Origin of the sequence: Bacteroides ilei (genome assembly GCF_900128495.1) — a bacterium.
Classification (GTDB): domain Bacteria; phylum Bacteroidota; class Bacteroidia; order Bacteroidales; family Bacteroidaceae; genus Phocaeicola; species Phocaeicola ilei.
This window is the reverse complement of the sequence record NZ_LT635801.1, coordinates 745,352-765,319: the sequence shown is the minus strand read 5'-3', so window position 1 is coordinate 765,319 and position 19,968 is coordinate 745,352. Positions and strand designations below refer to the sequence as shown.

General features: G+C 43.5%; 19 protein-coding genes. 17 read left to right on the top strand and 2 right to left on the bottom strand.

Translation table 11 applies throughout. The features are described from left to right. Positions 1-54: 54 nt before the first annotated feature. Positions 55-738: an ATP-binding protein gene (locus BQ7489_RS03245; protein WP_072529914.1), complete on the bottom strand. Its 684-nt coding sequence runs from the start codon at positions 736-738 to the stop codon at positions 55-57. A 785-nt stretch (positions 739-1,523) separates the two neighbouring features. On the opposite strand from BQ7489_RS03245, the gene BQ7489_RS03235 reads away from it, so the two are divergent. From BQ7489_RS03235 to BQ7489_RS03225, 3 genes are all read left to right on the top strand, one after another. Further along, positions 1,524-3,149, top strand: a complete 1,626-nt coding sequence (locus BQ7489_RS03235; protein ID WP_071150155.1) for a radical SAM/SPASM domain-containing protein — start codon at positions 1,524-1,526, stop codon at positions 3,147-3,149. A 182-nt stretch (positions 3,150-3,331) separates the two neighbouring features. Then, on the top strand, positions 3,332-5,017 hold the full coding sequence (locus BQ7489_RS03230; RefSeq protein ID WP_071150156.1) for a hypothetical protein: 1,686 nt from the start codon (positions 3,332-3,334) through the stop codon (positions 5,015-5,017). A gap of 2 nt (positions 5,018-5,019) precedes the next feature. Next, the gene (locus tag BQ7489_RS03225) at positions 5,020-5,352 is read left to right on the top strand and encodes a hypothetical protein (RefSeq protein WP_071150157.1); all 333 of its coding nucleotides are present in this window, start codon (positions 5,020-5,022) and stop codon (positions 5,350-5,352) included. A gap of 124 nt (positions 5,353-5,476) precedes the next feature. On the opposite strand, the gene BQ7489_RS03220 is transcribed toward BQ7489_RS03225, so the two are convergent. Then, complete coding sequence (locus BQ7489_RS03220; RefSeq protein ID WP_071150158.1) at positions 5,477-6,649, bottom strand: HEPN-associated N-terminal domain-containing protein; 1,173 nt, start codon at positions 6,647-6,649, stop codon at positions 5,477-5,479. Positions 6,650-7,020: 371 nt separating this feature from the next. Between BQ7489_RS03220 and BQ7489_RS03215 the strand changes: the two genes are divergently transcribed. The 14 genes from BQ7489_RS03215 (at position 7,021) to traM (ending at position 19,965) form a co-directional block, all read left to right on the top strand. After that, positions 7,021-7,461, top strand: coding sequence for a hypothetical protein (locus tag BQ7489_RS03215; protein ID WP_071150159.1), 441 nt, complete (start codon positions 7,021-7,023; stop codon positions 7,459-7,461). Between the two features lie 9 nt (positions 7,462-7,470). Then, the gene (locus tag BQ7489_RS03210) at positions 7,471-7,794 is read left to right on the top strand and encodes a DUF4134 domain-containing protein (RefSeq protein ID WP_071150160.1); all 324 of its coding nucleotides are present in this window, start codon (positions 7,471-7,473) and stop codon (positions 7,792-7,794) included. A 64-nt stretch (positions 7,795-7,858) separates the two neighbouring features. After that, positions 7,859-8,230 carry a DUF4134 domain-containing protein gene (locus tag BQ7489_RS03205; protein ID WP_071150161.1) on the top strand — a complete coding sequence of 124 codons (372 nt, stop codon included), beginning with the start codon at positions 7,859-7,861 and terminating at the stop codon, positions 8,228-8,230. A gap of 15 nt (positions 8,231-8,245) precedes the next feature. After that, positions 8,246-8,542, top strand: coding sequence for a DUF4133 domain-containing protein (locus tag BQ7489_RS03200; protein ID WP_071150162.1), 297 nt, complete (start codon positions 8,246-8,248; stop codon positions 8,540-8,542). A gap of 121 nt (positions 8,543-8,663) precedes the next feature. After that, positions 8,664-11,387 (top strand): TraG/VirB4 family ATPase, encoded by a 2,724-nt coding sequence (locus BQ7489_RS03195; RefSeq protein WP_071150163.1) that lies wholly within the window; start codon positions 8,664-8,666, stop codon positions 11,385-11,387. Between the two features lie 273 nt (positions 11,388-11,660). After that, positions 11,661-14,198: a hypothetical protein gene (locus tag BQ7489_RS03190; RefSeq protein WP_071150164.1), complete on the top strand. Its 2,538-nt coding sequence runs from the start codon at positions 11,661-11,663 to the stop codon at positions 14,196-14,198. Beyond that, complete coding sequence (locus BQ7489_RS03185; protein ID WP_071150165.1) at positions 14,195-14,920, top strand: hypothetical protein; 726 nt, start codon at positions 14,195-14,197, stop codon at positions 14,918-14,920. The genes BQ7489_RS03190 and BQ7489_RS03185 overlap by 4 nt, the downstream gene beginning before the upstream one ends. 19 nt (positions 14,921-14,939) lie before the next feature. After that, complete coding sequence (locus tag BQ7489_RS03180) at positions 14,940-15,710, top strand: DUF5045 domain-containing protein (protein WP_071150166.1); 771 nt, start codon at positions 14,940-14,942, stop codon at positions 15,708-15,710. 19 nt (positions 15,711-15,729) lie between these two features. Further along, a complete protein-coding gene (locus tag BQ7489_RS03175; protein WP_071150167.1) occupies positions 15,730-16,863 on the top strand; it encodes a hypothetical protein in 1,134 nt (377 codons plus the stop codon). 20 nt (positions 16,864-16,883) lie between these two features. After that, positions 16,884-17,270 (top strand): hypothetical protein, encoded by a 387-nt coding sequence (locus tag BQ7489_RS03170; protein WP_071150168.1) that lies wholly within the window; start codon positions 16,884-16,886, stop codon positions 17,268-17,270. Between the two features lie 11 nt (positions 17,271-17,281). Then, positions 17,282-17,896 carry a conjugative transposon protein TraK gene (gene traK, locus BQ7489_RS03165; protein WP_071150169.1) on the top strand — a complete coding sequence of 205 codons (615 nt, stop codon included), beginning with the start codon at positions 17,282-17,284 and terminating at the stop codon, positions 17,894-17,896. 12 nt (positions 17,897-17,908) lie between these two features. Continuing rightward, positions 17,909-18,283: a hypothetical protein gene (locus BQ7489_RS03160; RefSeq protein ID WP_071150170.1), complete on the top strand. Its 375-nt coding sequence runs from the start codon at positions 17,909-17,911 to the stop codon at positions 18,281-18,283. Positions 18,284-18,322: 39 nt separating this feature from the next. Further along, a complete protein-coding gene (locus BQ7489_RS03155; RefSeq protein ID WP_071150793.1) occupies positions 18,323-18,805 on the top strand; it encodes a DNA N-6-adenine-methyltransferase in 483 nt (160 codons plus the stop codon). A gap of 8 nt (positions 18,806-18,813) precedes the next feature. Further along, complete coding sequence (traM, locus tag BQ7489_RS03150) at positions 18,814-19,965, top strand: conjugative transposon protein TraM (protein ID WP_071150794.1); 1,152 nt, start codon at positions 18,814-18,816, stop codon at positions 19,963-19,965. Positions 19,966-19,968: the final 3 nt, after the last annotated feature.

Sequence of the window (19,968 nt, the reverse complement as noted above, 5' to 3'; positions counted from 1 at the left end):
TATACTTTCCTCTTTTTTATTAGAAATAAGAGTGTGTCTTTCTTAGACTTCGCATCATAGCGTTCCAACTAGAGTCACAATATTATGCTGGGAACAATACACATTAGTTTGCAGCCATAATCTAAACAGCGGGTCTGCAATGTTATATATACCTCCCCGCTGGATTTTGGATGTCTTATCTATAATTTTCCGGTCAGCCTTCAGTTTGAAATACGGGAATATCTTACCGTTGTCTTGACCTGTCATCTGACAGATCTCCTGCAGACTGACTCCATCTTCAACCCTTGCTATAGCCGACAAAATCCTTTGAATCTGCACTACATAGCCCTCATACTTTACCTGATAATAGAAAGAGAAATAATCTATGAGAAGCATGATATCCGTTTCCAGACTTGCTGAATCTTCAATAATCTTTGCGGCTATCTGTACAGAACGGGGTGTCTTAGGCAGGTAAGACATCAGATTTTCCAAACGTGCCATATCCGTCTCGTTCCCTACGAACATACTGTAATCAGTAACGGCAAGCGGCCGTATATAAGAAATCTTCAATCCTTCGAAGAAAGCAGACTCATAATCGGTGAATGCCGGCAGCACCTTGTCGGATGTCGCTATCAGAATGGGCGCACCGGCTTTATTGAGCTTTCCCCTCAAATTATACTGCTCGGTATTATCAGTCCTCTCGAAATAGTGCTGGATATTGTCAATCAACAGAACAGTCCTGCAGGAATCATCCTGCAATGGACAAAACTTTCATATATCATCGGTCGAGAAAAGTTCTTTTCCCTCAATAAATACCGGCTTAAGCTGTTTGCCACTATTCTCTATGCTGAAATACATTCTTTTGAGCAATGAGGTCTTTCCGCTCCCATCTGCCCTGCGAATTTCCTTTTTCTTCCAAAGAAATCATCAGCTTCTACCGATGGCTTGTTAGATATACCCATCGTTTTTCCGCTTTATATACTTTCATCTGTAAAGAAGCGCAATCCATTTTAATAAAAATATTTTTTATAGAAAATTATTTTCATAAGCTTATGGCTATGACTGTTCATTCGTCCGGACGTGTTCAGATTTTATGAACACGGGTGAAATGGTGAACGATAGAATCTGTTTTTATCGTAGGAAGTCACTCTTTCTCTTTTTTTGCAAAATATTTGAACTCTTTTCATTCCAAAACAGAAGATTCTGTACTTTTTTTCGTATATTTGAAAAAGGGCCTAATCTGCTAAAGGAGTAGCAGAAATATGGCATCATAACCAACTCCATCTAACATGTTATGAAAAAACAACTGTCAAAATTGAATCTCCGGCCTGAAGATCTACCGGCGAACGATCTCAACGCTGAACAGCTTGAAAAAATCAAAGGCGGACAATCATCCGTTTTGGATAATTGCGTCTGTGAATGTGTATGCTATCAAGAAGGTGACACACAGGGACAGCAGCTGAACTACTGGTCTATGTCCTGGCAATAAGCCGTCTGCTGCATACAAAAGAAATCAGAATTGTCACACTTAATCTCGGGTATCCATGAAAAAAGAAAAATACAAAAACTTTCCTCTAATCAAGACATTCGCCGCCAAAGAAGGCAACACTTATCTATATGACGGAAGGGCAAACATTTTTCTGTGCCTTTCTCCCAAAGAAAGTGACACTATTTCACGATATCTGAGTCTGAATGAGTCATCGGAAGAGGAAGCCCATGTGAATCTCTCTTCCGATGATACAGATTTCATCAAAAAACTACAGCGAAATAACGTGCTGGTTCCCGGCATACTTGACTCAAGGGTCAACACGCAAGAAGATAATATAGAAAGAATCTGGCAGCAGGCCATGAATGATGCAGTGCCCAAAAAGGTTACACTTGAGCTGACGAACGCATGTAATCTGCGTTGCAAATATTGCCCATATACCATTCATGAGGAAAACGGAAATGGCAAAGCCCATGGGACAGCCACCCTTTCGGCAGAATCCGGAAAATCTGGAATAAAGAACTATTTCAACTCGTATGTAAATATCTTTGGCAAGGTACCCAGCCAATACAGGGAATATTATCTCAAAAGGAATCCTCCCGCAATCGGCTTTTACGGAGGCGAGGCATTGTTGCAATTCGGTCTGATGAAGGAATTAAGCCGCTATGCGCGTACGCTGCCATGGGAAAAGTACGACATACCCAATGAAAAAGTGATGTTTCATATCACTACAAACGGGACACTGCTGACAGAAGAGAAACTTCACTTTCTGATACAGAACAATTTTTCGCTCACCATCAGCTATGACGGTCCCCCTGAAGAGAATGACAAGAACAGGGTATTCAAAGACGGAAAAGGAACCGGCCAAAGAATAGAGAAAGTATTCAGTATGATACGAAGAATTTCTGAACCGTATCTGTTGAACAATGTACAGATACAGGCCGTACTCGCCCCCAACTATGACCATACGGCGGTGGATAGCTATTTCAGAAACCGTACTATCGGAGAATCCATCGGCGGGGTGAAACAACTCAACTATATAGAGTTCAGTGATTACAGAAATAAACATGAGCAAGACAGACAGCTGCAGGAATTTGATATCAAAAAGAATATCCTCGAACTGCATAATGCCGGACTGAGAGGCTCCGAACTATACAAAAGCCTGGTCAGCCAGCCTCTTGTCCGCTCGTGGCTGAAATTCATCTACACTATCCTGCAAAAAACAGCCACGACACCTGCGATATACAGCAATTATTTTAACTCATGCTTTGCCGGAAGAGCCAACTATTTCGTGGACACAAGGGGAAATCTGCACTTGTGCGAGCGCACCGACTTTTCCAAACCGATAGGAAATGTTGCTGACGGCATCCACGAAAGCACTGTAAAGCAGATGTACGCAGATTATTTCCGCATAATCAACCGTGAGGAATGCCGTTCGTGCTGGGCCGGACATTTCTGTACGCTATGTATGGCCACACTGATAAAAGACGGTAAAATCATCCCTCCCAACACGCATATCTGCAACAACATCAGGGAAGCTGTATCCAGACAGATTCAGGATTTACTTTTCATCAAAGAGTACTACCCGGAAATTCTTGAATGTATGGAGGACATGTATGAACAAGCCAATGACATAACTGTGAACGGGTTCAAAGCGTTCATGAAAGAGAAAGGTATGCCATAGTCTATGCAGGCTTCAAAAGTCTTAAATATATTTATAAATTCCACATGCATAACAGACATATGGTACAAAACAGGCCTGGATAGCAAACAGAAGAATACCACTGCCATGTCTCCAGATATAACAGAATACGACACCATCATTGCTAAATAATTTTTTCAATATATTTTTTAACTTACAATTTTATGACACAATCAGAAGATAATTTCAACAATTTGGTTTATAATAGCGGTTGTTTTTTTATAAAGCAACCTATTGAACCAGATAAATATAGAGAAGACAAATATTCATTTGATTCTAGAATAAAAAACTATTTATCCTATTCCCCTATAGCTGATATTGATTCTACGCGTGAATGTATCCATTTTTGGCATGAGTTAAATCATTATGTCCAAGATCTAAGTAATTTTGCCTGCATATTAGAAGCAGAGATATCAGACTGGATTGCTGGTCACATCAAATTTTTAAGTCACCATCCAGACATTCGTTTTCCTCTCTTAGATGCAAAAAACATTGAATACAATAATAAGTTAACACTCAATGAAGAATATGCTCAAGCCAAAGAAGAGTTAAGGAAAATTATAGATTTGAAAAATTATCTATTTGAACAAAAACATAAAAAGCCCAAAGACGATGAATATAACTTTCATAGCCCAAATGAATCATTTTTAGATAATTATGCCGTATCATTCAAGGATTTAATTGAATGTAGCGCAAATAATAAGAGTTTCTGGGATGTCTTTTATATGGCTGAAAACAATGATGAATGCAAACTTCTACATCAAATCGCAAATGAAGAGAAACTATTCCCATATAAATTCGAGAATGAAAAAATTAATATAGATATTCTTAAACTTAAAGCTAATCATGAATACCAGCTTGTCAACCATATAATCATTATATTCATTGCATTTATTAGAAATGACTATAGAGAATTATTCGATTACTATAAACACGACATTCCATTAAATCTAAGAAAAAGTAAGGCGGAAGAAATATATAATATTACAAGATGTATTTTAGAAGTCTCAATGAATATACCTAGTTTAGAATACATCTTAAACAAAACAGAAACAGGAACTTATAAAAAAGAGGACTTTTGTCCTCCCTTACGCCTTTATAAAATAATAAAGGCTGTACGAGATAATCAAGGATTTCCTGCTGCAAAAGATAATGAGGATTTTTATATAACTTTCCATGATTGGGTCTCAACCAAACTTGGATGGCCAACTTATGAAGAGACGTATCAGTCGATAGATCATGCATTGATGAAACGGTTTTTTGCTCATAAAGAAAATATGATTACCGAGCAACTTAATGGCATTTTAATAAAAAAGGAGCAGTATAAAGATTTTCTTAATTGGCCTGCATTACGTGTTTTACAATATATGCATCAAAAAATATTATTTTGCAATGGACAAGGCCTAGAAATCATCCACCTTCTAGGAAATTATATTATTTATAATACTGGACTTACAAATTTTTACACGGAGTGGTTCAATAGTAATATAAGAGAGCGGCAACTACTTTTTGATTTCGATTCAGATAAAGAAAAAATAAGGAAAATTCTTGAGAATAATCAAGGTTCAATAAGAGAAACATTATGCAGACTATTTTCTCATGCTGTAAAAAATACATTCCTAGAAACAGGATATTTTCAATGTCCATTAAATCAAACGATGTGTCCACACCATGGATCTTATTGTCAGAAATTCAAACAATTTGATTCTATAAAGAAAAGATGTAGAATGCGTATATCAAGATTACCTGAAGGAAATTATATTGTACCAGAAGGAATGGGTAATTCACCAGACTGTATGTTATATAATTATATATTAGATTTGGAGTTTAACTTAAAAAAGATTTTTTAAAAATGATGATTGAACATTATTTTAATGAAAATGAATTTGAAATTAAATCACTTTTGATTGATGAATTGCTTTCTGTAAAAGAGAGACGATGTAAGGATCAAAGATTTAATCTAGATTGGCTTCCAATTGTGGAAGAATCATTAAGTATAATAAGTAGTTTATTTGCAATTGGTGAAATCAGCTATTCAATATGGAAAAAGAAAAAAGAAAAAGCGATTAAAGATTTACAAGAAGCAAATAAAATAATAGGATTAACCAAAGAAGATGCAGAAGAAATAATAAAAAAAATATATGAGTTTTTAAAAAAAACTGATCCTACACAGGACAAAAAATGATTAGAAATATTTAGCCCTGCCATTACTCTATAAAGTGCCGTTTTTCTAAAGCCAAATTACTTTAAGCTAAAGGAATCATATAAAAGGAGGGCCTCATTATGAAGCCCTCCTTTTATATCAAAATTTATGCTGTAACTACCTTGTTCAGCAATAGAACTTCACTGGAAGTATCATTGTCATAAAAAAGTACAATATTCTTTTCACCAGTCATAGAGCTTCGATATATAATACCATCAATGTGGTAATTATTCATAAACCTTATGTATTCTGTAAAAATTTGAGTGGGCACATAATCAATTCCCGGATTCTTACCTACAGGTTGTGTTATTTCCGAATGAAACTTCTTTAGGAATTTATATTCTCTGAAATATTTGGGCATCCAAAATGACAGGTGTTCAGGTATCTTGAACAAGTCGATAACCACAAGTTCTCTTTTCAATTCAAACTCACCCAAATCTATCACGGCACCTGGAGTATAATTTCTGATTTCCTTTACCGGAGTCTCCTTATCCAATGCACCATAAAACATAGAAATTCCTGCAGCGCTCATTCTATTTTCCTTGGCAGCCTCAGTTGGAGGTGCTGTCAAATCCTTAAATGAAGTACGTGGAACACCTGTATCATTGGGACGTCCTCTGAATATGAGGGTTCCCTTATTAAGTCTGGATATAAGAATATTTCCGCAAAGTTGGTTTAGCTCTGTCAATACATCATCTTTCCATTCCTCTTGCCTTATGAAATGCGGATCCTGAAAAAAAGTGTAACGCTTTTTGTATTTAACCATTTTGGAGAAATAATCCCATGCATAAGACAATTCTTCATCAAGATCTTCTGCAAAAGCATCCGTTTGTGTCCATTCGCTATCATTGAAACAAGAAGCAATATCCTCATTAAGATCATCATTTTGTGTACAAAGGCCATAGCTATCCATCAAATCTAGTACATCATCATACTTTTCTACTTTCTCAGGCAGGATATAAGACCCGGCACGGCAAAAACCGGGTATTTCTTCCTCGTCATCATCGTAGAATGAACTAGCCAGTGGCAAATTTGCATCATCCAAAGAACATAATCTTTGTGACAATCGTCCTTCAATATATTGCATAAAACCTTTCATATCCAATACTAAAGTATTTGTTTTGCCACAATATGAACATTTTCCTTTATACCCGTTCTTACGAATATACTCCTTCAAATATGGATCACTAAAATGTTCTGCACAAACTTTCCTATCTTCATCAAAAGTATGCATAAGACCGCTTTCGTAGTCTGCCTGCATGTCTTTAACTATTCCCATATACAATTACACTTAAAATTAAACATTCAAGGAGTGATTCTAAATATCAGTTTCACTACACCATCTACAAAAGTAACGAATATTTTAATCCAACTCATTAATAAATATTATTATCTCAAAAGTAATATATACAGATATCAGCTTCTTGAATTGTTACATCGAAATACGAATACCATTATTTATTGCCGTAAAATCAAACTTTACTTCATACAATCCAATATTATAATATGATTTTTGAATATGATTTTTTGTTTTTGGATAAATCTTATTAAGATGATATATATTTAATATTCAAGCATTTCAGAATATTGAATCTTAAATATTTCTTTGCATCATCATATTTAAACCATATAATCATATCATAATAAAATATGGAATCATACTTAATTTTCGCCATTGTCCTAACGGTGGCATATATCATCTACTACGCCGTAATCATCGCACAGGAACTTTATGGCAAAAAAAGGGAAGAAAAGACAGAGGAAGAGGTATTCGACTTGGATCCGTCCGAGGAGGAAAGCGTCGCAGTCACAGAAAGTGATACCGGTTTCAGCGTAGGTGGCGAGCAATATGAAACAGAAGGCAGTACAGCTACTGAAGAACAGCAAGAACCGGAAACCGCTCCCCCAACAGAAACGCCGGAAGAGAAATTGCAACGGCTGAAAGCAAAAGCCGAAGAACGGATGGAAGAAACCGAACCTTATCTGTCGGATGCATTTACGACAGAAGAAATGTACAAAGCAATGGTATCGGGAGGACACATAGACAACCGTCCGGCCTTAGCCTGGAAACCAATCAGAGACAAACTGTAAAACAATACAATGCAACTAACGAGAAAACTACTATGTATTTTATGTCTGATGCCCTATTACGCATTCGCCAAATGCGGAAGCGTAAACTACAGTTGGGGCGCCGATTCACTAGCGACAATGCACGACTATGTGGTGACAATGATGCTGTATGTCCTGTACATCTGCTACGCATTCGCCTCAGTCTTTGCTGTCGTGTCCGCGCTCCAGATTTATATCAAAATGAACACAGGTGAAGACGGTATCACGAAATCAATTACCACTCTGGTAGGCGCCTGCCTGTTCATCATCGGAGCATCAATCGTTTTTCCGGCCTTTTTCGGATACCGCATATAAAGGAACGGAATGGAAGAAACGAGGCCAAAACAAACACAAGTATAACACAAAAAAGTAAAAAAGAATGATCAAGCAAGTAAAGGGGTTTTTCAAAAGGATGACAGCATCCGCATCCATGAAAGTGCAGATGCTTTTGATTATGCTGCTGTGCGGAGCAACTTCGCTCATGGCACAGAATACGGCCGGTGATTACACGGCAGGAACAAATGCTCTGTCCACCGTGGCGGAAGAAATTGCGAAGTATGTGCCAATCATGGTTAAACTGTGCTACGCCATTGCCGGTGTAGTTGCCATTGTGGGTGCTATCAGCGTCTATATCGCCATGAACAACGAGGAACAGGACGTGAAGAAGAAGATTATGATGGTAGTAGGCGCCTGCATCTTCCTGATTGCAGCAGCTCAGGCACTCCCGTTGTTCTTTGGAATCACAGCCTAAAACAGTGTAAAGAAGATGAAAAGCAAAGAGACCCGTTATCCTGACTATCCGGTGTTCAAGGGATTGCAACGTCCGCTTGAACTCATGGGGATTCAGGGGCGATACATCTACTGGGCTGCAGGTACGGCAGGTGGAGCCATTGTAGGCTTCATCGCCGCCTACTGCCTGCTCGGTTTTGTTGCCGGACTGATAGCCCTGACGGCCATCCTGTCGGCAGGCATCTCACTGATCATCGTGAAACAAAGACAGGGACTGCACTCCAAACGAATCGACAAGGGAGTGTTCGTCTATGCAAGTTCCAAGAAAATGTGATTGAATAAAAATAAACCATCATGAGACATGTGTGGGCAAGTTGAATGTTAAATTTTGAATGCGGGTAGGTTCGCCTTCACTGAAGGTGAATCTGCCCTTATTTGATTGAAATAATACAGAAATGACAATATATATTCTTCTAATCTTCATCGCCTTATGTATCGGAATGGCTATTTCTGTCCATGCTTTCGGTACCGGCGGAAAACGCAAGCACATTTTCCGAGACATCTATTTCTCTGTAGAGAATACAGATGGCATAGGTATCATCTATACCAAAACCGGAGAATATTCCGCCATCCTGAAAATAGAAAATCCGGTGCAGAAATACTCGGCCAATACAGACAGCTATTATGAATTTACACATCTGTTTTCTGCCATTGCACAAACTTTAGGCGAAGGGTATGCCATTCACAAGCAAGACATATTTATCCGCAAACAGTTTGAAGACGGAAGCGGAGATCAGCATGAATTCCTGTCGGCAGCCTATTTCAGGTATTTCAACGGACGACACTACACGGACAGTGTATGCTATCTGACAATTACGCAGGAATCCAAGAAAAGCCGCCTTTTCTCATTTGACAACAAGAAGTGGCGCGACTTCCTGGTAAAAATCCGCAAGGTGCATGACCTGCTGCACGATGCAGGTGTACAGGCAGTATTCCTGAATGAAACAGAGGCGAGCAGTTATGTAGACCGCTTCTTTGCCATGGATTTCAAAAACAAGACAGTTTCGATGACCAACTTCAAAGCGAGTGATGAAAATCTGTCAATGGGTGACAAACGCTGCAAGGTGTACAGCCTGGTAGATGTGGACTGTGTAAGCCTGCCATCACTTATACGTCCATACTCAAATATTGAAGTGAACAACAGTGAGATGCCTGTTGATCTGCTTTCGGCCATAGACAGCATCCCAAATGCAGAAACTGTGGTGTATAACCAGATTATCTTCCTGCCTAACCAGAAACGAGAATTGGCCTTACTTGACAAGAAGAAGAACCGCCATGCAAGCATACCAAACCCTGGAAACCAAATGGCAGTAGAAGACATAAAACGAGTACAGGAAGTAATCGCCAGAGAGAGCAAGCAACTGGTTTATACCCATTATAACCTGATAGTAGCCGTTCCGGCTGATACTGACTTGCAGAAATGTACAAACCATCTGGAGAATACTTTTTCACGTCTGGGCATCCATATCAGCAAACGGGCCTATAACCAACTGGAACTGTTTGTCAGCTCCTTCCCCGGTAACTGCTACAGTATGAGCGAGGACTATGACCGCTTTCTGACGCTCAGTGATGCGGCCATGTGTCTGATGTATAAAGAACGTATCCAGCACAGTGAGGAAACCCCACTGAAAATATATTATACTGACCGTCAGGGTGTACCTGTGGCTATCGACATAACAGGAAAAGAAGGAAAATACAAGTTGACAGACAACTCGAACTTCTTCTGTCTCGGCCCTTCCGGAAGCGGCAAGAGCTTCCACATGAACTCGGTAGTACGACAGTTATATGAGCAAGGTACGGATGTAGTGATGGTAGATACCGGTAATTCCTATGAAGGACTTTGTGAATATCTGAACGGCAAGTACATCAGTTATACGGAAGAAAAGCCGATAACCATGAATCCGTTCCGCATCAACCGTGCCGAACTGAATGTGGAAAAGACCGGCTTCCTGAAAAATCTTGTTCTGCTTATCTGGAAAGGCTCGCAGGGTACGGTGACAAAGACGGAAGACCGCCTGATAGAGCAGGTAATCACTGAATACTACGATACGTATTTTAATGGTTTCGAAGGATTTACCGTAACGCAGCGTGAGGATTTACAAAAGAGCCTTCAGATAGATGAGCGGAATCACAACGACAGGCGGGATGAAAGCGAAAGAGAGCGGGATGCACGTATAGACAGAATGATAAACGAGATGGAAAGACGACGCAAAGAACTGAAGGTGAAGGAACTTTCCTTCAATTCCTTTTACGAGTTCTCTGTACAGCGTATCCCGGACATTTGCAGTGAAAACAGAATTTCAGGGATTGACCTTTCCACCTACCGGTATATGATGAAAGACTTCTATCGAGGCGGCAACCATGAGAAGACATTAAACGAGAACATGGACAGCAGCCTGTTTGATGAAACATTCATTGTTTTCGAAATCGACAGTATAAAAGATGATCCCCTCCTGTTCCCTCTTGTTACGCTCATTATCATGGATGTATTCCTGCAGAAGATGCGTATCAAGAAGAACCGTAAGGTGCTTGTAATCGAGGAAGCATGGAAAGCCATCGCCAGCCCGCTGATGGCCGAGTATATCAAATTTATGTACAAGACCGCCCGTAAATTCTGGGCTTCGGTAGGAGTTGTAACCCAGGAAATACAGGATATTATCGGCAGTCCGATAGTAAAAGAAGCCATCATAAACAATTCGGATGTGGTCATGCTGCTTGATCAAAGCAAATTCCGAGAACGCTTTGATGAAATCAAGGCAATCCTCGGACTTACCGATGTGGATTGCAAAAAGATATTCACTGTAAACCGCCTTGAAAACAAGGAGGGACGAAGTTTCTTCAGGGAGGTATTTATCAGAAGAGGAAGTACAAGCGGTGTGTATGGTGTGGAGGAACCGCATGAATGCTATATGACCTATACGACGGAACGTGCGGAAAAGGAAGCCTTGAAACTATACAAGAAAGAGCTGGGATGCTCTCATCAGGAAGCCATCGAAGCCTACTGTCGTGATTGGGATGCCAGCGGAATCAGCAAATCACTTCCCTTTGCAAAGAAAGTGAATGAAGCCGGGAAAGTATTGAATCTGAAGCCATCAAAAAACAAGCAGACGATGGAATGAATGTAAAGACGCATATCTCAATCATGCACATCACAATAGGTACGTCCGTATATGGTTATCCGCAAGGCACTGATGCAGGCGGATATTGTAACCATAGAGAAATGTGCAGGAAAACCGAAGAATAGCTTTCAAATATTCCCTTTATCAAAGGAAAGAACCTACAGCACATAAAGGACATGCTTGCCGAAAAGGTCTGCATCCCAGCATGAGCCAAGGGGAAATAGACGTGTATGATACCATTTGTTGGAGTAACCTATAGCAAAAGCAACCATAATGAAACATCTGTCACTTATCATAACAATACTACTGCTGGCTGTCACCCGACCCGTACATGCCCAGTATTACAGCGTGAACTACGACGCACGTACCGTGGCGGCCATGGCGGCCGCATTCGGTACGGAAGCCGTAGCGGAGGGCTATTACGGTGAACAGGTGGATAATATTCTGAAGCACTACAACGCCGCGGAAGTGGCCGCAGCAGGAATATTCGCATCGAAATTTCTTCAGCACAAGGCTTTTACAGACTTGGGAATCTGGTGCAGCAGTACGGAAAATTACTATTACCGACGCATTTACCGCATGGTAGCGGAAAAAATCTTGCCCAAAATTGTGGTTGTGGCCAAACAGATGCTCCATTCGCCGCAAACGGCCATCTACTGGGGGAGCTATCTGATGAAGGTCTGCGACGACACGAAAAACCTGTGTATGCAGTTTGAAAGCATCGTAACCAACAGTTCGCTGACCTTCTCCGACATCACCTTTCTGAAAATCAGCGAGGAAATAGCCCCGCTTCTGAGACTGTCGGAAATTGGAAACATTGACTGGCAGCGTATGCTGGACGATCTGGCCAGTGTCCCGGGTAACTTTACCAAAGAAAATCTGCGTCAGGACATAGACAACCTGTACAATCTGGGAGTGGGACTTGCCACCGCCGGTACGGCCAATCTGGGGGAAGCCCTGCTGCAAAAGAGTGCGTTCCACAACCTGATGAACGGAAAGGTGGAGGAAATATTCAACCTTTACGACCATTACAGCGGACTGATGGAACGCGCCGAGCTGGACGCCGGCGGACTGCTGATAGACATGGTAGGCGGTCCGGACAACGTGGCAGGCCTCTTTGACATCAGCAACTATAACCTCACCCAATGGATAACAGACTATCTGGATGAAACTGCCGGCACCTACTATACCCAGCGGTGGTACATAGCCCGCCGCGACCAGGGAAGCATCGCACTGTGTGACTACTATCCTCCCACAGACGACAACAGTATCCTCAACGGCGGCGAATGGACACGCTTTGCCACCACGGATGCCGGATTCTATCCGAACGCATCGCAGAGAGAGCAGGCGCTGGCCAACTCAGAACGCTACGCGGGATGGTCGAGAAACCGTGTGGAACAGCTTAACAGACAAAATGACGGAAACAACTACAGTATAAACTACTGGATGAAGAGCTACATCATCAGTCGGGGCGGCAAACAGACCAAGAAAGCCTATGCATACGAGATTCATGTAAAGAAAAGCTGGAACCATGAGGAAATCGTATATGAAGAGGTCTTCGATTCCTACTCGATGGACCTGAACACCTTCAAGGCGCAACTGAACGCACGGCTGTCGGAGTTCAATGAGAACGAGGACGGCTACACCTATTATATAGCATCGGACGGCAGGAACTACTATCAGGCCACGGATGAAGTGAAGCTTCAGGGGTGTGAGAGCGTGACCATCAGCGTAACCTGTTCGGACGGTGTGACTCTCGGACAAGGGAGTACCCAATACAAATGCAGAAAGTGCGGCAGCTCTCCCAACGCACACACAAAAGAATGTGCCATGCAGACCTCGGTGACGGATGACGAACTGGACCTGTCGGAACTGGACGGCATAATTCAGGAAGCACAAAACAAGAAAGCATCGCTGGAAGCACAGATCAAGGCACTGGAGGAAGAGAACGCCATACTGCTGAAAAAAATCTCGGAAGCCAGTGTGGAAGACGCTGCCGTGCTCCGCCAGCAATACAATGCGAACAAGACGCAGATAGACAAGCTGAAGGCAGAGCTTTCCGAATGGGAACGGAAACTGTCTGAATACGAACAGGCCAAAGCCGATGCCGCAGCGGACAATTCGGTGGCTACGGACGACTATTACCGCATACCTGCCATCATGCAGGACTGCAAGACCACCTACGGACTCCGCTGGGAGGACAGCGGTTCATGGAACGGCTACACATTTGTCCGTAAGGCCACCATGCCCAACATTAACGGGGTAATCACTTTCCAAGCGACAGTATCCATAGCCAGAAAACCGAAATATTTTCTCGGCATCAAGATACACCGCGCTATCGTACAGATAAGCTGGGAACTGACCTCGGACTACACGGATACCCATGTAGCCGAAGTAATCACGCTGGACCCGGGCATGTCCGATACAGAGAAGACAAAGCAGGTAAATGACCGTATAGCGGAAATTGCCCGCCAGTACCCGTCGTGCAAGATTACGACGGAATACATGAAAACCCCTCCGTTGGAAGAGACACCCACCGGAGAGGTATATCATCTGCTCTGGTCAAGCGACCGTCTGGAGATAGCCAGAGAAGTGGATTCGCGCATCACGAAAATATACGCCGACCTTGTATCACTGGAAAAGATGATGCACTACAAACGGAATATCATTGACGTATTGAAGGACATCGCCCCTACACTGGACTGGGACGAAGGACGCCGCCGGACACTGGTGGAAGAATGCCATGAACGGTGGGTGGAAAATGCCAGAAACCTTCCGGAAAGGACAAGCAGAAAGGAGGTAGAGCCATGAAACATTATCTGATTATCGGCCTGTTGCTGATTATCCTTCTGCCGGAAGCAGCAAAAGCCCAATGGACTTTTGATATTGTATCGGTAGAAGCCTACATCAACGACCACAAGAAACAGCGCAGTCTGCTGCTGGCACGCAGTACACTGGAATACAGCAACAAGCTGCTGCATGAATACAGCCGGGACGAGGTAGGCAATTACAAGGAAGTGAATATTGATCTGGACCGTTATACCAGAGCTTTTGACATAATCGACGTGATGTACCAGTCACTGCGGACGGTGCTGAACGTAAAGAACACCTATACCACGGTGAGCAACCGCATAAGTGACTACAAGGACATGCTGGGGGCCTATAACGAAAAGATACTGCAGCATGGGCGTGCAGATCCGTCGGACCTGCTGATAATCACCATTAATGAAAGAGCCATACGGGATATCGCCCATGACGGGGAACAGCTATACAAGTCGGTTAGCGACCTTGTGCTTTATGCAACGGGTGCCGCCGCCTGCTCGACCGCCGACCTGCTGATGGTACTGGAATCGGTGAACCGATCGCTGGATGACATCGAGCGTCATCTGAACCAGGCCTACATAGAGACCTGGAGATACATTCAGGTAAGAATCGGCTACTGGAAAGCAAAGATATACAGAGAAAGAACCAAACAGGAAATCATAGACGGTGCCTTCGGCCGCTGGCGCGGTGCCGGTCGTCTGGATTATTAACGATAAAAACAAAAAAGATATGAAGACATCAAGGACATTTATCCTGCTTGCCGTGATAGCCGTTCAGGCTACGACGGTTCATGCACAGTATGCGACCTACAACCATGATTCACCCAAGCAGAATCAGATTACAGTAATGGAAACCGGTACGGGTGCGCTCACTCCTGAATTGTATTACTGGGCGCTGCACAATAGCTACAAGAAGACGGCGGCGACAAAAAACAAACTGTCTTTCCGTACCCTTGCGGGAGCCAACCTATACGGACAGGTGGACGATGCGGAAGCAATAGATTCCGCACTGGTAAAGCGTGCGGAAATTGAGGCACTGAACGTGGCAGACCGCCAGATAGACCTTGCATGGCAGGCTGAAGGAGACAAGATAAACGGACAGATGGAACGATTCAAGCGGAACATCGACCGCATCCTGACTGCCGGCGGCACCCCTGACGACAGAGAACGGTGGACAGAATACTACCAAATCTACGAATGCGCCATAAGCGCAACTCGGGATGCCTATATGCCCAATGCACAGCGCAAGAAGGAATACCTGCGCATCTATGAGGATGTGGCCCGAGAGAACGAGATCCTTGTATGCTATCTGGCAAAGAGACAGAACGCCTCGCTGACAAGTGAACTGCTGAATGCGAATGTGGTGGACAGAACTCCCGAAAAAGGAAGCATTGCCAGGGAAGCGATGAACCGATGGAACGAATCACGCTTTGCCGTACGCGGTTCGCAGGATACGGGCGGCACACAAGGCGGTGACGGTGAAGAAACAGTAAACAGATAAGAGGGAAAAGGAGGAAAAAATGGCAGACGGAAACATACTATCAGACTTCGGCATCAATATTCTTGAAGAGGAAATAGATGACGTGATATTCCAAACGAACGAATTTCTTACTGACGCGACTTTTACTGGGTCACAAGGCCCTTTCTGGTGGATCCTGCAGATGTGCATGGCACTGGCCGCACTGTTTTCTCTTGTTATGGCAGCCGGAATGACTTACAAAATGATGGTAAAACACGAGCCTCTGGACGTGATGAAACTGTTCCGGCCTCTTGCTATTTCTGTGGTGCTATGCTGGTGGTACCCTCCGGCGGACACAGGCATGGCGAACAGCGGAAACAGCTGGTGTTTTCTGGACTTCCTGTCCTACATACCCAACTGCATCGGTTCGTACACGCATGACCTCTATGAAGCGGAAGCCACCCAAATATCAGACAAGTTCGCGGAAGTACAAGAACTGATATACGTACGCGACACACTCTACACCAGCCTTCAGGCTCAGGCGGACGTGGCCCATACGGGAACATCAGACCCCGGACTGATAGAGGCTACAATGGAACAGACCGGTGTGGACGAAGTGACAGGGATGGAAAAGGATGCTGCCAAGCTGTGGTTTACCTCACTGACTTCCGGTGTAATGGTGGGGATTGACAAAATCATCATGCTCATAGCCCTGATCGTGTTTCGCATAGGCTGGTGGGCTACCATATATTGCCAGCAGATCCTGCTGGGGATGCTGACCATCTTCGGACCTATACAATGGGCATTTTCCCTCCTGCCGAAATGGGAAAGTGCCTGGGCCAAATGGCTGACAAGGTACTTGACGGTACATTTCTACGGGGCAATGCTGTATTTTGTGGGGTTCTACGTGCTACTGCTGTTTGACATCGTACTGTGCATACAGGTAGAGAACCTTACGGCGATAACCGCAAGCGAACAAACGATGGCAGCCTACTTACAAAACTCGTTCTTCTCTGCCGGCTATCTGATGGCGGCTAGTATCGTGGCACTCAAGTGTCTGAACCTCGTACCTGACCTCGCGGCATGGATGATTCCGGAAGGCGATACGGCATTCTCTACCCGAAACTTCGGAGAAGGAGTTGCCCAACAGGCCAAGATGACGGCAACCGGAGCCGTAGGAGGAATAATGAGATAAAACAACATATAAAAGAAGAAATGAAACGCAAAGAGAAAGTTGACAAATGGCTGGAAGATGAAGCATTCATGAGCTTCGCGCAAAAGCGTACTACCGAAATAGCCAGGTATATACTGAACAATTATCCGTATGACCTGAAATATGAGGAACTGGATGAATGCTTCGGGCGTGACGACCGGTATGTCGTACCGGTAGTAGATTATCTGGTGTACAGACTGCACCGTGCCAAACTGAAAAAAAACTCCAAGAAGCGCAGAGAAGGAATCTGGTGGGTATTTGTACAGGTTATCCTACTGGGACATGACGTAAAGTATTTCGCTAAAGAATTCGACCGGCTGTTGCCGGAACTGCGCTTAACCCTCATACCAATGCTTCATGCGGAATATATGAGGACATTGAACAACTAAATAAAAGAATTATGGTAATAAAGAACTTAGAGAACAAGATAAAACTGGTAGGTATTATCTGTACCGCCTTCCTCATAGGGTGTATCATCATCAGTGTGTCGAGCATCTGGACAGCCCGTACCATGGTAACTGACGCCCAGAAAAAAGTGTATGTACTGGACGGAAACGTCCCCATACTTGTAAACCGCACAACTATGGACGAAACGCTGGACGTGGAAGCCAGAAGCCATGTGGAAATGTTCCACCACTATTTCTTCACATTGGCACCGGATGACAAATATATCCGATACACGATGGAAAAAGCCATGTATCTGGTGGATGAGACAGGACTTGCACAGTACAATACACTAAAAGAAAAAGGATTCTATTCCAATATTCTGGGAACAAGTGCCGTGTTTTCGATTTTCTGTGACAGTATAGCCTTTGACAAGGAAAAAATGGAGTTCACCTACTATGGCAGGCAGCGTATCGAACGCCGCAGCAGCATCCTGATGCGTGAACTTGTGACAGCAGGCCAATTGAAAAGAGTGCCGAGAACCGATAACAACCCCCACGGACTGCTCATCACCAACTGGCGCACGCTGCTGAACAAAGACATAGAACAGAAAACCAAAATAAACTACTAAAATTATAGTAACATGAATACCAAAGGATTCAGACGAATGCTGTTCGGCGAGAAAATGCCGGACAAGAATGATCCGCAATACAAGGAACGCTACGAGCGTGACATAGAAGCCGGACGCAAATTTGCCAAAGCAACCAGAATAGACAAGGCGGCAGCCAAAGTGCAAGGGTTTGCCAACATGCACCGGAACCTGTTTCTGGTCATTGTCTTTGCTTTTGTCTTAGGTGGACTGGTATGGAACATTTACCGCATTTCTGTAGTGTACCGTCATCAGCCCGTGCAACGAACAGCAACCGAAATGCAAGACTCCGTACTCAAAGAACGGCGAAAAGTCTTTTACACGCCATCTGAACATAACAGCAGCAAAGCAGAAGAAAAAAGCCCATAAAAACAAATCCAGAAAAAAGCAAACACAACCATGACACGTATGAATACAAGATTTGAAAGGACTGAAAAGGCATCAGATGAATGGTATACTCCCAAAGATGTACTGGAGGCATTGGGAAAATTCGACCTTGACCCCTGTGCACCGGTCGCTCCGCTGTGGCCGACAGCTACAGTCATGTATGACAAACGTATTGACGGATTGTCTCAAAAATGGGAAGGCCGCGTATGGCTCAATCCACCTTACTCACGTCCACTTATAGAGCAGTTTGTGCGCCGGCTGGCAGAACATGGAAACGGCATCGCATTGCTGTATAACCGATGTGATTCCAAGATGTTCCAGGACATCATCTTCAAGAAAGCAATAGCCATGAAGTTTCTACGCCACCGCATCAGATTCTACCGTCCGGACGGTACACGCGGTGATTCGCCCGGATGTGGAAGTATCCTTATCGCCTTTGGAAAAGACAATGCAGAAATATTAAAGACGTGTGCCCTAGAAGGGAAATATGTACAAATCAATTAATGAGAGCAATGAACATAAAGGAAAAAATCAAGCAAATCAACTGGAGGCAGCCCAAATTTATGTTACCGGCAATCCTCTACATTCCGCTGATGGGCGGATCGTACTTTATCTTCGACCTGTTCCATGCAGAAAAAGCAGAGATTCCGGATAAAACGCTGCAGACGACGGAATTTCTGAATCCTGAGCTTCCGGACGCCCAAATCAAAGACGGAGACGGAATCGGAAGCAAATATGAGAACATGGCAAAATCATGGGGTAAAATACAAGACTATTCCGCAGTAGATAACATCGACCGTGATGAACCGGACGAAAACAAACAAGCTTATGAATCGCAATACACACAAAATGACATCGCCCTGCTCGACCAGCAGGAGAAAGACAAGGCTATGGCCACACAAGAGACCGATACCAAAGAGAGAGAAAAAGAAGCCCTTGCGGAACTGGAGAAGGCTTTGGCAGAAGCGAGGTTAAAAGGACAGAAAGCAATAGAACCTATAGCTGGAGATTCTGATGCCACAGCCATACCCATGGACACAATCCATTCTGCGGGAAAAATTGAAGAAGACAGCCGTTCGGTGAAAGCCCCTGCTGAAACAGCAAAAGCCAGTGAAGTGGTGAAGAAAGTAAAGACAACCTCCGACTACTTCAATACACTGGCTAAAAACTCCCGTGAACCAAAGCTCATACAGGCCATCATTGATGAAAATATCAAGGCTGTTGACGGTTCACGTGTACGTCTAAGACTACTTGATGATGTGGAAATTGACGAACATGTAGTCAAACGCGGCTCTTACCTGTATGCCACCATGAGCGGATTCTCTTCCGGGCGGGTAAAAGGCAGCATCAACAGCATACTTGTAGATGACGAACTGGTGAAAGTAAGTCTGTCACTGTATGACACGGATGGACTGGAAGGACTGTATGTACCCAACAGCCAGTTCCGGGAAACGAGCAAAGATGTTGCAAGTGGTGCCGTAACAGGCAACATCAGCATGAACACAACGGGGGCCGGGAACAGTCTGGCCCAATGGGGAATGCAAGCAATGCAGAATGCCTACCAGAAAACGAGCAACGCTATCGGCAAGGCCATCAAAAAAAACAAGGTGAAGCTGAAATACGGAACCTTTGTCTATCTGGTAAATGGTAATAACAAACAATAAAAG

Coding starts and splice junctions, on each gene's coding strand:
- BQ7489_RS03235 (WP_071150155.1), top strand. CDS start 1,524: ATGAAAAAAGAAAAATACAAAAACTTTCCTCTAATCAAGACATTCGCC.
- BQ7489_RS03230 (WP_071150156.1), top strand. CDS start 3,332: ATGACACAATCAGAAGATAATTTCAACAATTTGGTTTATAATAGCGGT.
- BQ7489_RS03225 (WP_071150157.1), top strand. CDS start 5,020: ATGATGATTGAACATTATTTTAATGAAAATGAATTTGAAATTAAATCA.
- BQ7489_RS03220 (WP_071150158.1), bottom strand. CDS start 6,649: ATGGGAATAGTTAAAGACATGCAGGCAGACTACGAAAGCGGTCTTATG.
- BQ7489_RS03215 (WP_071150159.1), top strand. CDS start 7,021: ATGGAATCATACTTAATTTTCGCCATTGTCCTAACGGTGGCATATATC.
- BQ7489_RS03210 (WP_071150160.1), top strand. CDS start 7,471: ATGCAACTAACGAGAAAACTACTATGTATTTTATGTCTGATGCCCTAT.
- BQ7489_RS03205 (WP_071150161.1), top strand. CDS start 7,859: ATGATCAAGCAAGTAAAGGGGTTTTTCAAAAGGATGACAGCATCCGCA.
- BQ7489_RS03200 (WP_071150162.1), top strand. CDS start 8,246: ATGAAAAGCAAAGAGACCCGTTATCCTGACTATCCGGTGTTCAAGGGA.
- BQ7489_RS03195 (WP_071150163.1), top strand. CDS start 8,664: ATGACAATATATATTCTTCTAATCTTCATCGCCTTATGTATCGGAATG.
- BQ7489_RS03190 (WP_071150164.1), top strand. CDS start 11,661: ATGAAACATCTGTCACTTATCATAACAATACTACTGCTGGCTGTCACC.
- BQ7489_RS03185 (WP_071150165.1), top strand. CDS start 14,195: ATGAAACATTATCTGATTATCGGCCTGTTGCTGATTATCCTTCTGCCG.
- BQ7489_RS03180 (WP_071150166.1), top strand. CDS start 14,940: ATGAAGACATCAAGGACATTTATCCTGCTTGCCGTGATAGCCGTTCAG.
- BQ7489_RS03175 (WP_071150167.1), top strand. CDS start 15,730: ATGGCAGACGGAAACATACTATCAGACTTCGGCATCAATATTCTTGAA.
- BQ7489_RS03170 (WP_071150168.1), top strand. CDS start 16,884: ATGAAACGCAAAGAGAAAGTTGACAAATGGCTGGAAGATGAAGCATTC.
- traK (WP_071150169.1), top strand. CDS start 17,282: ATGGTAATAAAGAACTTAGAGAACAAGATAAAACTGGTAGGTATTATC.
- BQ7489_RS03160 (WP_071150170.1), top strand. CDS start 17,909: ATGAATACCAAAGGATTCAGACGAATGCTGTTCGGCGAGAAAATGCCG.
- BQ7489_RS03155 (WP_071150793.1), top strand. CDS start 18,323: ATGAATACAAGATTTGAAAGGACTGAAAAGGCATCAGATGAATGGTAT.
- traM (WP_071150794.1), top strand. CDS start 18,814: ATGAACATAAAGGAAAAAATCAAGCAAATCAACTGGAGGCAGCCCAAA.